The following is a 14479-nucleotide window of genomic DNA, read 5'->3' as shown; positions in this document are numbered from 1 at the left end:
TGTCTTTGTGCCATCCCCATTCTGCAAACCTCGAATTGAAGTGGCCATGAACGATATTTCCACCCCCGAGCAATACGATCTGCAAACCGCTGCCCTGAAGGTGCCGCCACATTCCATCGAGGCCGAACAGGCCGTGCTCGGTGGTTTGATGCTGGATAACAACGCCTGGGAGCGGGTGCTTGATCAAGTTTCCGATGGTGATTTCTATCGACATGACCACCGCCTGATTTTCCGCGCCATCGCTCGTTTGGCCGATCAGAACAGCCCGATTGACGTGGTCACCCTGGCTGAGCAACTGGACAAGGAAGGGCAGACCTCACAAGTAGGCGGCCTGGGCTACCTCAGTGAGTTGGCGAAAAACACGCCTTCTGTCGCCAACATCAAGGCCTACGCGCAGATTGTGCGGGCCCGTGCCACATTGCGGCAATTGATCGGCATCAGCACCGAAATCGCCGACAGTGCGTTCAACCCGGAAGGCCGCACCGCCGAAGAAATTCTTGACGAGGCTGAGCGGCAGATCTTCCAGATCGCCGAAGCACGCCCCAAGACTGGCGGCCCGGTCAGCGTCAACGACCTGCTGACCAAGGCCATCGACCGTATCGATACCTTGTTCAACAGTGATAACGCCATTACCGGCCTGTCCACCGGGTATACCGACCTCGACGAAAAGACCAGCGGAATGCAGCCCGCCGACCTTATTATCGTTGCCGGACGTCCGTCGATGGGTAAAACCACGTTTGCCATGAACCTTGTCGAGAACGCGGTGCTGCGCAGTGACAAGGTGGTTCTGGTCTACTCGCTGGAGATGCCAGGTGAGTCGCTGATCATGCGTATGTTGTCGTCACTGGGGCGTATCGACCAGACCAAGGTGCGCGCGGGTCAGCTCGACGATGATGACTGGCCGCGGCTGACGTCTGCGGTCAATCTGCTCAATGATCGCAAGCTGTTCATCGACGATACGGCCGGTATCAGCCCGTCCGAAATGCGTGCGCGTACACGGCGGATCGTACGTGAGCACGGCGATATCGCCATGATCATGATCGACTATCTGCAATTGATGCAGATTCCCGGATCGAGCGGTGACAACCGGACCAACGAAATTTCCGAGATTTCGCGCTCGCTGAAAGCGCTGGCCAAGGAATTCAACTGCCCGGTCATTGCCCTGTCGCAGCTCAACCGCTCCCTGGAGCAGCGGCCGAACAAGCGTCCGATCAACTCCGACCTTCGGGAATCCGGAGCGATCGAGCAGGACGCCGACGTGATCATGTTCGTCTACCGGGACGAGGTGTATCACCCGGAAACCGAGCATAAAGGCATTGCCGAGATCATCATCGGCAAGCAGCGTAACGGGCCGATCGGCACCACGCGCCTCGCATTCATCGGCAAATACACGCGTTTCGAGAACCTGGCACCGGGCAGTTACAACTTCGACGACGATTGACCCGAGGTCAGGCCCATCAAATCCGACCACTGTCGTCGGGTTTGATCAAAAAATGTGCTATATTCCGCGCCCGCGATTTTTCCAACGTGCAAACGTAGGTCCTGAACATGCAAGCAGCCAAGCCGTTATTTGACTATCCCAAGTACTGGGCCGAATGTTTCGGACCAGCACCTTTCCTGCCCATGAGCCGGGAAGAGATGGATCTGCTTGGCTGGGATTCCTGCGACATCATCATCGTTACCGGTGATGCGTACGTCGATCACCCGTCTTTCGGCATGGCGATCATCGGCCGTCTGCTTGAGTCCCAGGGCTTTCGGGTCGGGATCATTGCGCAGCCAAACTGGCAGTCCAAAGACGATTTCATGAAGCTCGGCGAGCCGAACCTGTTCTTCGGTGTCGCTGCAGGCAACATGGACTCGATGATCAACCGCTATACCGCGGACAAGAAAATTCGCTCCGATGACGCTTATACCCCTGGCGGCATGGCCGGCAAGCGTCCGGATCGCGCAAGTCTGGTCTACAGCCAGCGCTGCAAGGAAGCTTACAAGCATGTGCCTATCGTGCTGGGCGGCATCGAAGCTTCCCTGCGTCGTATTGCCCACTATGACTATTGGCAGGACAAGGTTCGCAACTCGATCCTGATCGATGCCTGCGCCGACATCCTGCTGTACGGCAACGCCGAGCGTGCGATTGTCGAAGTCGCTCAGCGCCTGTCCTACGGCCACAAGATCGAAGACATCACCGATGTGCGCGGCACCGCGTTCATTCGTCGCGACACGCCGCAGGGCTGGTACGAAGTCGATTCCACGCGTATTGACCGTCCGGGCAAGGTCGACAAGATCATCAACCCGTACGTCAACACCCAGGACACGCAGGCCTGCGCCATCGAGCAGGAAAAAGGCAACGTCGAGGACCCCAACGAAGCCAAGGTGGTGCAGATTCTTGCCAGCCCACGCATGACCCGGGACAAGACGGTCATCCGCTTGCCATCGGTGGAAAAAGTCCGCAACGACGCCGTGCTGTATGCCCACGCCAACCGCGTCCTGCACCTTGAAACCAACCCGGGCAACGCCCGTGCGTTGGTGCAGAAGCATGGAGAGGTCGACGTCTGGTTCAACCCGCCGCCCATTCCGATGACCACTGAAGAAATGGACTACGTGTTTGGCATGCCTTACGCGCGCGTCCCGCACCCTGCGTACGGCAAGGAAAAGATCCCTGCGTACGACATGATCCGTTTCTCGGTAAATATCATGCGCGGCTGCTTCGGCGGCTGCACCTTCTGCTCTATCACCGAGCACGAAGGGCGGATCATTCAGAACCGCTCCGAAGAGTCGATCATTCGCGAAATCGAAGAGATCCGCGACAAGGTGCCGGGCTTTACGGGCGTGATTTCCGACCTGGGCGGGCCGACCGCGAACATGTACCGCATCGCCTGCAAAAGCCCGGAGATCGAATCGGCCTGCCGTAAGCCGTCCTGCGTGTTCCCTGGTATCTGCCCGAACCTGAACACCGATCACTCATCGCTGATTCAGCTGTATCGCAGCGCCCGCGCCCTGCCGGGCGTGAAGAAAATCCTGATCGCCTCTGGCCTGCGCTACGACCTGGCGGTCGAGTCGCCGGAGTATGTCAAAGAGCTGGTAACGCACCACGTGGGTGGTTACCTGAAGATCGCCCCGGAACACACCGAGGAAGGTCCGCTCAACCAGATGATGAAGCCGGGCATTGGCAGCTACGACAAGTTCAAGCGCATGTTCGAGAAGTACACCAAGGAAGCCGGCAAGGAGCAGTACCTGATTCCTTACTTCATCGCCGCACACCCGGGCACCACCGATGAAGACATGATGAACCTGGCGCTGTGGCTCAAGGGCAATGGCTTCCGCGCGGATCAGGTGCAGGCTTTCTACCCGTCGCCAATGGCCACTGCCACGGCCATGTACCACTCCGGCAAGAACCCTTTGCGCAAGGTCACCTACAAGAGCGACGCAGTCACGATTGTGAAGAGTGAAGCGCAGCGTCGTCTGCACAAGGCCTTCCTGCGCTATCACGACCCTAAAGGCTGGCCGATGTTGCGCGAGGCCCTTGAACGCATGGGCCGTGCCGATCTGATCGGGCCTGGCAAGGATCAACTGATTCCGTTGCATCAGCCGGCGACCGACAGCTATCAAAGTGCGCGCCGCAAGAACTCGACGCCAGCCGGCAGCCACAAGGTTGCCAAGAACGCGAAGACTACGCTGATCCAGACCCAGCATACTGGCCTGCCACCGCGTGGCAGCGATGGCAGCAAGCCGTGGGACAAACGCGAAGAGGCCAAGGCCGCCGCAATGGCGCGCAACAAGCAGGCCGCCAAGGAGCGCATGGATGCAGCCAAGGGTGGCAAGGGCAAAGGCGGCAAGCCAGCCCGCAAGCCTGTAGTGCCTCGCTGATAGCTATGGGCCGCAGGTACGCTTGTACCTGCGGCTCGGCTGTTCTTCAGGTCAGGTAGCCTTTTGCTCTTCAGCTTGAGGCTCCTGCGTGCCCATACTGGCGGCCAGTCTGCGACTGTAACCCTTACCTACGCGTATCGCCAAAAACTTCCAGGTGACGTGCTTCACGACGAATTGCGAGACGCCAGTCAATACTTTCCCCGTCACGTCAGGGGCTGGCCGGATATTGATCGAGGTGGTACCTCTGAGCGTAATGCGCGTTTTCATGAGCAATTTCGAAACATGAACTTTGCCAACTCGGGCTATCAGCTTTTTGCCTAAACGCGTGGCGACCTTTGCAGTGCCTGCAAGCAGCTTTCCGGCGAAGCCACCGTACGGAATCATGTAGACCGACAGCCCTAGTGCTCCTGCCCTCATGCGGTTTTTCTCTCCGGACAGGAGGCTTTTGAATTCGGGCCAGGGCGTCAGAGATATCAGGATATTGGTTATCTCTTCGATAGCCCCGGGCGCGCTTTTGTCCTTTTCTATTTTGGTAATGCCTTTGCATTGTGCATAAAGGTCATCCTCATTAACGTAGAACAACTGGCTGCAGACAATACTGGCAATGCCGGTACAGCGTTTTGAAAACGTGGTTATGGGCATATGCAGGGCTGTCTCAGTGTTCGATGGGCCGAATGGCTCGCCAACAATTTCTGCAATCATGGTGGCGGTCGCGCCATCACGCGGTTCATCGCCGCGCAGGTAGGCGTTTTGATCAAACGGCAATGTTCTTCCCTTATTGACAATCACCGGCGTCGGGATTGTGGATGTAATCGTCCAGAACTCGATCCCGGGTACACCATTCTCGATAAGCGCCTTCAGATCAGGGCGATAACGCACCCTCATCAACAGCGGGAAAACTTCGTAGAACCTTGTTTTGCCTTCGTAGACAGCCTCAATGATAAAACCGGCGCGGCCTCGCAGTGGTTCTCGATGCTTCTCGCTTTCTGCAACAGCCATCAGGTCTTGGGTCGATAGTCTGAGCGAGTAGAGTGATACGGAACCATTTTCGATGGCCAGGCGATGCTTGAAAGGCAGTTGAGTCAGCAACTTTTTAATGATTGTCGCGTAAGCCTTGCGGGCATCAGCCAGATAAGCCTGAAACTCATGCTCGAATTGTTGATTGATGTCTGGCAGCGCCTTGTACAGCAACTGCATTTCACGGTTTATGGGAAGTAGGCCTTCCGTGCTGTCGCGCCCCGGCAGTCTCCAGTCATCAATGTTTTCACCGGCCATGTAGACCTCCAGCAACGACGACGAATCGTGTTTTATGCCGTAAGCGTTATAGGGCAGATTGGATGCTGAGAGGGTGCCTTTATGATCGCGATAGACGGGCGTATGGCTTTTCCGTAGCACCGCCAGCCTGGGGCGTAGATCAATGGGCGGGAATGGATAATCTTCCTGCTTAAGTATCTGTTGAATTGCAGGCGTCCTTCGCGCTTCTGTCATGGCGACGATGGCCATCGCCTTGCGTTCTGGCGCTGTGCGAACCAGTGCATTCACAGCTTCAAGTGATTCGGTTTCGGATTCTTCGAACGCGCTGACTGCCTGTGCTATCTCTTGTTCGGAATAAGGCAGGTTGCCCTGAATACGGATATGACCGTTGGCCTGCGCCCATGCCAGAAGGATGGGCAGGCGGGTTGTGAGATAGGCTGCCTGCTGTTCTTCGGTGTCCATCTTTTTGTTGAAGATCACTGGCAGTTCGATCAGGTCGTCAAAGCTCATCCAGCGTGAAGAACCAAACTCGATGGCTTCCGCAAGGGTGACCCCATGCTGAAAATTGACCCACACTTCAGTACAACCATATGGCAGATCGTCGGGAACACCGTTGACCAGCCATTCAGGGCAGTTCTCCAGTGCCAGTATGAAGCGTACGAGTATTGCTTCGTTGATCGACGCCGCCTTGCCCGTGTTGATCAGGTGGCTGTGCATATCGTTCAGGATGTCAGCGTGGCTACGCCCCAGGTTTTCTGTTCTGGAGAATGTGTAGCCGGCAATTTCTCCAGGCTTTCGATCCTCAGGTTGCTGAAGATCGCTGCTGATGGCATGCCATAAAATCCGGTCCATGAGTGTCATCAGGGACGCGGACGTTTCTCCCTCAGGCCGATCAAGTTGTGCCAGCAGCGTTTGTCCCAATGCCCTTGCCGGTCCGGATCTGAGAACCCGGGCCATAACCGCCACTGGGGAGTCCTGAACATGTGCCAGTGGACAGGAGGCAATGATTTCAGCACCCAGCTTGCTTAGCAGCGTGCCACCTTCGTTGCCCAAGTACTCGGTGCAGGCTCGTTTCAGGTCCTGCAGATTTTTCGGTGTCAGCATGGCCTTGATGTCGAACTGATCAATAAGCCCCAATTCCTGACTGGCGCGAAGTTCTGCCAGCGTATTGAGCAGGGTTTTGATTGCCGTTTTGTCAGGCGATGGTGGAAGCGACAACCCGTAGTTGTAGCTCAGCATCAATGCCAGGCTGACGCTGCCATCGCTGTCTATCTGAAACGGCAACTCCTGCTTTTCGGCTTGGAGCGGTGCAGGCAGAGCCGCTTTCTCAGCGCAGTATTCGCCGAATCCGGACGCTGGATCTGGCTTGATTCGAATGTCTTCAAGGCTGATAGGGGCATTGCTGCTCTGCATTACCGCAAGCAATGCTTTTCGTGTCGTCTCGTAGTCAGCACTTTCGGCCGGATCCATGAGGTCGATGTGAGCGTCGACAGCCGGGGTCGGTTCTGAAAGCGGTTGTTGCGCGGGATTTAGCTGTGTCATTACAAGTGCTCCGATAATGGTTAATCATTGGAGGACGATGTAATCAGGCATCAATCTGTCTGTGGCACTAAGTAAATATTGCGTGCGGGTCCAACCTTATTGCCCTGTGCGCCCCGTTTCCGTGCGACCCTTGCACCTTCAGTTCAGGCGAGCACAATTTTGGTGCTGCGCCTGATCGGGCGGGGAATGTCACTCTCGTTGGCGCACGACTTTGACCGGATGGCATAAGTCTTGCGCGGCTCAATTACCGTTCAGGCTCGCAGGAGGCACGCCGTGTCGATTCATATTGCCTTGCACCATGTCACGCACTATCGCTACGAACGCGCGGTCGAACTGGGTCCTCAGATCGTTCGCCTGCGCCCGGCCGCTCACAGCCGCACGCGCGTACTGTCGTATTCGCTGAAAGTCCTGCCCGAAAACCACTTCATCAACTGGCAGCAGGATCCTCAAGGTAATTACCTGGCGCGTCTGGTCTTCCCGGAAAAGACCAGGGAATTTCGCGTCGAGGTCGATCTGGTCGCCGAGATGGCGGTGTTCAATCCGTTCGATTTCTTTCTGGAGCCTTACGCCGAAAACATCCCCTTCAACTATGCCAGCGAAGAACAGCGCGAGCTGGCGCCGTACCTGGAAAAACTGCCGCTGACCCCAAGATTTCAGGCGTATCTGGACAGCATCAGTCGCGAGCCGATACCCGCCATCGACTTTCTGGTGGGCCTCAACCAGCGCCTGAGTCAGGACGTCGCTTACCTGATCCGTATGGAACCGGGTGTGCAGACCCCGGAATTCACCCTGGAAAACGCTTCAGGCTCTTGCCGTGACTCCGCGTGGCTGCTGGTGCAGCTGTTGCGCCATCTGGGTATGGCGGCGCGATTTGTATCGGGCTATCTCATCCAGCTCAAGGCCGATGTCGAGGCGCTGGACGGGCCGTCGGGCACTGATGTCGACTTCACCGACCTGCATGCCTGGTGCGAGGTCTATCTGCCGGGTGCTGGCTGGGTCGGTCTGGATGCTACTTCCGGCCTCTTTGCAGGCGAAGGGCATATTCCGCTGGCGTGCAGCCCGGAGCCGTCTTCCGCAGCGCCGATCAGCGGTCTGGTCGAGCCGTGCGAAACCGATTTCAGCCACGAAATGTCGGTCGAGCGCATCTGGGAGGCCCCGCGGGTCACCAAGCCGTACACCGAAGAGCAATGGCAGGACATTCAGTCCCTCGGCCGACAGATCGACGCGGACCTGACGCGTGACGACGTGCGCCTGACCATGGGCGGCGAACCGACGTTCGTGTCCATCGATGATCGCGACGGTGCCGAATGGAACACGGCTGCGCTGGGGCCTCGCAAGCGCGAGCTGTCTGCCGAGCTGTTTCAGCGCATGCGCGCGCATTACGCGCCACTGGGGATCGTGCATTTTGGCCAGGGCAAATGGTATCCGGGCGAACAGTTGCCACGCTGGTCACTGAACTGTTTCTGGCGCAAGGATGGCAAACCGGTCTGGCGCAACAATGCGCTGATAGCCGATGAAACCCAGGATTACGGCGCTACCGCCGAGCTGGCCGGGCGCTTTCTGGCCAGCGTTGCCGAGCGTCTGAAACTACCGGCCCGTTTCGTTTTTCCGGCTTACGAAGACAATTTCTACTACCTGTGGCGCGAAGGCGCATTGCCGGTCAACGTGACTGCCGAAGACTCGCGGCTGGGTGATGAGCTGGAGCGCGCGCGTCTGCGCAAGGTCTTCGCTCAGGGGCTGGACAAGATGATTGGTCAGGTCCTGCCGTTGGCCCGTAATGCAGGCGGCGATAGCTGGCAGAGTGGCCGCTGGTACTTGCGTGACGAACACTGCCGTCTGGTGCCGGGTGATTCCGCGCTGGGCTATCGCCTGCCATTGGCCTCGCAACCCTGGGTCAAGGCGGCGGAGTACCCGTTCATTCATCCGACCGATCATAACCAGGACTTCCCGGAGCTTGCCGACAGCGACTCGCTGACCTCGGCGCTCAAGTCCACAGATATCGACGCCGAACGCTCACCGAAAATCGATGAGTCGGCCGACTGGCTGACTCGTACGGCGCTGTGTGCCGAAGCGCGCGACGGGCGTCTGTATCTGTTTATGCCGCCACTGCAAAAGCTTGAGGAATACCTTGAACTGGTGGCCGTGATCGAAGCGACCGCTGAAGAACTGCAATGCCCGATTCTGCTGGAAGGCTACGAGCCACCGAGCGATCCGCGTCTGTGTAACTTCCGCATTACCCCGGACCCTGGTGTGATCGAGGTCAACGTGCAGCCGTCCGCCAGTTGGGACGAGTTGGTCGAGCGCACCGAGTTTCTTTACGAGCAGGCGCGTCTCACACGTCTGACCACAGAGAAATTCATGATCGACGGCCGCCACACCGGCACAGGCGGCGGCAACCACTTCGTGCTGGGCGGTGCGACACCGGCGGATTCGCCGTTTTTGCGTCGTCCAGACCTGCTGCGCAGTCTGATCAGCTATTGGCACAACCATCCTTCGCTGTCGTATCTGTTTTCCGGCCTGTTCATCGGCCCGACGTCCCAGGCACCACGCATCGATGAGGCGCGCAACGACTCGCTTTATGAAATGGAAATCGCCTTCGCACAGATGCCGGAGCCTGGTGAAGAAGTCGCGCCGTGGATCGTCGATCGTCTGTTGCGCAATTTGTTGATCGACGTCACCGGCAACACCCATCGAGCCGAATTCTGCATCGACAAGCTGTACTCGCCCGATGGTGCGACCGGGCGTCTTGGCCTGCTGGAGCTGCGTGCCTTCGAGATGCCGCCGCATGCGCGCATGAGCCTGGCGCAGCAGTTACTGCTACGCGCACTGGTGGCGCGTTTCTGGCGTGAACCCTATGCACCGGCCAAGCTGGCACGCTGGGGCACGCAATTGCATGATCGCTTCATGCTGCCGCACTTCATCGAGCAGGATTTCGCCGATGTGGTCGCCGACCTCAACTCGGCAGGCTACCCGGTGCAGGCCGACTGGTTCTCTGCGCATTTGGAGTTTCGCTTTCCGAAAGTGGGTGATTACGCCGTCAATGGCATCGAGCTGGAGCTGCGGCAGGCGCTGGAGCCCTGGCACGTTCTGGGTGAAGAAGGCTCGGCCGGTGGCGCGGTGCGCTACGTCGATTCGTCGCTGGAGCGCTTGCAGGTGCATCTCAGCGGGCTACCACCGCAGCGCTACGTATTGACCTGCAACGGCGTCGCGGTGCCTTTGCAGCCCACTGGACGGGTTGGCGAGTTCGTCGCGGGTGTGCGTTATCGCGCCTGGCAACCGGCCAACTGCCTGCAACCGACCATCGGCGTGCATGCGCCACTGGTTTTTGATCTGCTCGACACCTGGATGCACCGCTCGCTGGGTGGCTGCGAGTATCATGTCGCCCATCCGGGCGGCCGTAACTACGAAACCTTGCCGGTCAACGCCAACGAAGCGGAAAGTCGTCGCCTTTCACGTTTCTTCCGCATCGGTCACACCCCGGGCAAACTGGACGTTCCGTCGCTAAACATTAACGACGAGCTGCCGATGACGCTGGATATGCGTCTGCATTAGAAAAACAGTGGCTCTGTGCGTCAGATGCACACGGACGTGACATCTGACTGCACTAATCTGAAGTCCTTACGTTGCCTGCCGAGCCTTCCATGCCCGACCTGCTTGACCATTACCCGCTGTCCGAGGGTACTTACCACGAAATGCTCGATGCCGACGGTGCCGTCCGCCCGCACTGGCGTCGTCTGTACGAACACATGCAGCGCAGCACCTCGGCGCAGCTGATCCAGCGCCAAGCCTTGCTGACCCGGCAGATCCAGGAAAACGGTGTCACCTATAACGTTTACGCCGACCCCAAAGGCGCGGACCGCCCATGGGAGCTGGACCTGTTGCCGCACATCATTGCGGCCGATGAGTGGCAGCACGTGGCGGCAGGGATTGCCCAGCGTGCACGGCTGCTCAACGCAGTGCTTGCGGACCTTTACGGCCCGCAGACGCTGATTGCCAATGGCTTGCTGCCCGCTGAACTGGTATTTGGCCATAACAACTTTCTGTGGCCGTGTCAGGGCGTAAAACCTCCCGAAGGCACGTTCCTGCATATGTACGCGGTCGATCTGGCACGCACCCCGGACGGGCGCTGGTGGGTGACTGCCGACCGCACCCAGGCGCCTTCGGGTGCCGGTTATGCACTGGAAAATCGCCAGAGCGTCGCGCGTGCCTTGCCGGAAACCTATCGTGACCTGCAAGTCCGGCACCTCTCGGGTTTCTTCGACGCGTTGCAGCAGACGCTGGCCCGTCAGGCGCCCACCAGCAACGAGGCACCGCTGATCGTCCTGCTGACGCCGGGCCGTTTCAACGAAAGCTACTTCGAACACTTGTACCTGGCGCGACAACTGGGCTATCCGCTGGTCGAGGGTGGTGATCTGACGGTGCGCGATGCCACTGTTTACCTGAAAACCCTCAGCGGCTTGCGTCGGGTTCACGCGATCATGCGCCGTCTGGACGACGACTTCTGCGATCCTCTGGAATTACGTACCGATTCCGCGCTCGGTGTGCCGGGGCTGCTGGAGGCTGTGCGTCAGGGCAATGTGCTGGTCGCCAACGCATTGGGCAGTGGTGTTCTGGAGTCGCCTGGCCTGCTGGGCTTTTTGCCGAAAATCAGTCAGTACCTGTTCGGCGAAGATCTGATCTTGCCATCGGTCGCAACCTGGTGGTGCGGAGAGCCGCCCGTGCTGGCGCAAGCGCTGGAGAAACTGCCTGATCTGTTGATCAAACCTGCATTTCCTTCGCAGCACTTCGCCCCGGTGTTCGGTCGCGATTTGAATGAGGAGCAGCGCAACGCGCTTGCCCTGCGCATGCAGTCGCGCCCCTATGCCTACGTCGCCCAGGAGCTGGCGCAGTTGTCTCATGCACCGGTGCTGCAGGCCGATGGTACCGGTTTGCAGCCGCGCGCCATCGGCATGCGTGTCTACGCAGTGGCCAGCCTCGACGGCTATCGCGTGCTACCGGGCGGCCTGACCCGAGTGGCCGCCGAAGCCGATGCCGACGTGGTGTCGATGCAGCGCGGCGGTGCGAGCAAGGACACCTGGGTGCTGGGCGAACGCTCGCACCTTGGCGAGCCCTGGAAGGGGCAGCGCACGCTGGGTGTCTATGACCTGATTCGCCGTGACCCTTACCTGCCGTCGCGGGTGGTGGAGAACCTGTTCTGGTTCGGGCGTTACTGCGAACGTTGCGACGACAGTGCTCGCCTGCTGCGCATCATGTTGACGCGCTATGTCGATGACGACGATCCCCTCGCGTTGCAGGCGGCCGTCGCGCTGGCCGAGAGCCTGGGCATGCTGCCCGAAGCCGAGGAGGGCGAAGAGTTGAAGGATCGCCTGCTGGTTGCTCTGCTGGGCGACGAGTGGCCGTTCAGCCTGCGCGCCAATTTGCAGCGTTTGCAGTGGGCCGCTTCGCAAGTGCGCGGCAAGCTCTCACGGGAAAACTGGCAGGCGCTGGTCGAATTGCAGCGCGAAGCCTCAAGCCTGGAAACCGAAGAGCCGGATTTTGGCGAGCTGCTGGATTTTCTCAACCGTCTGGTGATGTCTCTGGCAGCGCTTTCCGGTTTTGCGCTGGACGACATGACCCGCGACGAAGGCTGGAGCTTTTTGATGATCGGGCGACGTATCGAGCGCCTGAAGTTTCTCAGCACCAGTCTGGCAGCGTTCTTGCGCGGCTCGGCAGTCTCGGAGAAAGCCGGGCTGGAGTGGTTGCTGGAGCTGGGCAACAGCAGCATCACTTATCGTTCGCGGTACATGGCCGTACCGCACCTGATTCCGGTGCTGGACCTGTTGCTGCTTGATGAGCAGAACCCGCATGCGGTGCTGTTTCAGCTCAAGCTGGTGCAACGCTCGCTGCGCCGCCTGAACGACGAGTTTGATGCGCCGCGTGACAGCAGCCTGGCGGTGCTGGCTCAGCGTCTCGCCGCATTTGACCTTGGCAGTCTGGAGAACCCGCTGTTCGGTCAGAGCAGCATCGACGCTGTTCTCGACGGGCTGGCCGATCTGCTGCAGAGCATTGGTGACAGCAGTGGGCAGGCCTCCGACCGCCTGGCGCTGCGCCATTTTGCTCACGTCGATGACGTCAGCCAACGCACGGTATCTGTCTGATGAGCGCCTTCTACCAGATTTTTCATGACACGCATTACAAGTACGACAGCCCGGTTTCGCTGGCTCAGCAACTGGCGCATCTCTGGCCGCGCAGCAGCCCGTGGCAGCGTTGCACCGAGCAGGCACTCGAGATTTTTCCGGAGCCTACCACGCGCCGTGATGAGCTGGATGTGTTTGGCAACCCGCTGACCCGACTGGCGTTCGAGCGTCCGCACGACGAGTTGCAAGTCAATGCGCGGTTGCGTATCGAGGTCATGGAGAAGCCGTTTCTGGACTTCAATCTGTCGCCGGAATGGGAAGTGACCCGCAGTGCGCTGACTTACAGCGCCAAGCCGATGACTGCTGATATTCTGGAGGCCTGCCGCTATCGCTTCGAATCCCCCTATGTTCACCTGAAGCGTTCGTTCGTCGAATTCTCGCAGGTCTGTTTCCCGCCGGGCCGCCCGTTGTTGCTGTGCGTACAGGCCCTGATGGAAAAGATTTTCGACGAATTCACTTTCGATGACGAGGCGACTCAGGTCGCCACGCCCCTGGTGGAAGTGCTGGAGCGGCGACGGGGGGTGTGTCAGGACTTCGCCCACTTGATGCTGGCGTGCCTGCGCTCTCGAGGTCTGGCCGCGCGCTACGTAAGTGGCTATCTGCTGACCCAGCCACCACCGGGCCAGCCCCGCTTGATCGGTGCCGATGCCTCGCATGCCTGGGTATCGGTGTTCTGTCCGGCTTCGGGCTGGGTCGACTTCGACCCCACCAACAATGTGCAACCTGCGCTGGAGCACATCAGCCTGGCCTGGGGGCGTGACTTCTCTGACGTCTCGCCTTTGCGCGGCGTGATTCTGGGCGGCGGCACGCATGATCCCGATGTCCGGGTGACGGTGATGCCGGTCAGCGCCTAATTACCTGCTCCCGTGAATCGTTCTTCAGAAGGGCGCTCCGTCGCGAGCGCCCGAGGGACCATTTGACGCACGTCCTTGGAACCCCGGCCCTGATCGGGCACTCTCTTCTTACGTCAGTTATCACGTTAATCAAGTCCTGCCCTGGAGATTCAAATGATTCGCAAGCTTGTAGCGATTTCGCTGTTGTCGTTGGCCAGTAGCCAGTTGCTGGCTGCCGAGTGTTCGGCCACAGTCGATTCGACCGATCAAATGATGTACAACACCAAAGCCATTGAGATCGACAAGAGCTGCAAGGAATTCACCGTCAACCTGACGCACTCCGGCAGCCTGCCGAAGAATGTCATGGGCCATAACTGGGTGCTGAGCAAGAAGTCCGATACCCAGGCAATCGTTACCGACGGCATGGCTGTCGGCATCGACAAGGATTACCTGAAGCCCGACGACAGCCGCGTCATCGCCCACACCAAAGTCATCGGCGCTGGTGAAAAAGACTCGGTTACCTTTGATGTATCGAAGCTGGACCCGGCACAGGAATACCAGTTCTTCTGCACATTTCCAGGGCACATCAGCATGATGAAAGGCGCTGTGACCCTGAAGTAACGACACGCCCCCGAACGAGGACGCGGAGCGTCCAGAACGGCATGCCGACGCAGAGCGTCGCACGATAGTTGAGATTATCGTTCCGCACGCTGCAGCGTGGGGATGCCTTGGGTGACGCTCCGCGTCGCAGATATGCGCCGCGCCGCAAACGCAAGACCAGACGCGGAGCGTCGCACGATAGTTGAGATT

The 14479-nt window shown here is 59.0% G+C and carries 7 protein-coding genes; 6 read left to right on the top strand and 1 reads right to left on the bottom strand.

The genetic code is table 11. The annotated features are described in order from the left end of the window. The first annotated feature begins 46 nt into the window (after positions 1-46). The gene (gene dnaB, locus RYA97_RS15500) at positions 47-1441 is read left to right on the top strand and encodes a replicative DNA helicase (RefSeq protein WP_002551832.1); all 1395 of its coding nucleotides are present in this window, start codon (positions 47-49) and stop codon (positions 1439-1441) included. Positions 1442-1548: 107 nt separating this feature from the next. Continuing rightward, the gene (locus tag RYA97_RS15495) at positions 1549-3864 is read left to right on the top strand and encodes a YgiQ family radical SAM protein (protein ID WP_002551833.1); all 2316 of its coding nucleotides are present in this window, start codon (positions 1549-1551) and stop codon (positions 3862-3864) included. Positions 3865-3915: 51 nt separating this feature from the next. On the opposite strand, the gene RYA97_RS15490 is transcribed toward RYA97_RS15495, so the two are convergent. Continuing rightward, a complete protein-coding gene (locus RYA97_RS15490; protein WP_316892659.1) occupies positions 3916-6660 on the bottom strand; it encodes an MFS transporter in 2745 nt (914 codons plus the stop codon). Between the two features lie 273 nt (positions 6661-6933). Here RYA97_RS15490 and RYA97_RS15485 point away from each other — a divergent pair, with 273 nt between their 5' ends. The 4 genes from RYA97_RS15485 to azu all read left to right on the top strand — a co-directional run bounded on the left by RYA97_RS15485 (position 6934) and on the right by azu (position 14290). Beyond that, on the top strand, positions 6934-10212 hold the full coding sequence (locus RYA97_RS15485) for a transglutaminase family protein (RefSeq protein WP_316892658.1): 3279 nt from the start codon (positions 6934-6936) through the stop codon (positions 10210-10212). 89 nt (positions 10213-10301) lie between these two features. Beyond that, positions 10302-12797 (top strand): circularly permuted type 2 ATP-grasp protein, encoded by a 2496-nt coding sequence (locus RYA97_RS15480; RefSeq protein WP_044295550.1) that lies wholly within the window; start codon positions 10302-10304, stop codon positions 12795-12797. After that, positions 12797-13690 carry a transglutaminase N-terminal domain-containing protein gene (locus RYA97_RS15475; protein WP_004666395.1) on the top strand — a complete coding sequence of 298 codons (894 nt, stop codon included), beginning with the start codon at positions 12797-12799 and terminating at the stop codon, positions 13688-13690. The genes RYA97_RS15480 and RYA97_RS15475 overlap by 1 nt, the downstream gene beginning before the upstream one ends. Before the next feature lie 153 nt (positions 13691-13843). Then, a complete protein-coding gene (gene azu / locus RYA97_RS15470; protein ID WP_005731138.1) occupies positions 13844-14290 on the top strand; it encodes an azurin in 447 nt (148 codons plus the stop codon). Positions 14291-14479 lie beyond the last annotated feature (189 nt).

It is taken from the genome of Pseudomonas syringae group sp. 26L6 (assembly GCF_032587815.1).
Classification (GTDB): domain Bacteria; phylum Pseudomonadota; class Gammaproteobacteria; order Pseudomonadales; family Pseudomonadaceae; genus Aquipseudomonas; species Aquipseudomonas amygdali.
The sequence above is the reverse complement of the archived record's forward strand: the minus strand, read 5'-3'. Positions and strand labels throughout refer to the sequence as shown.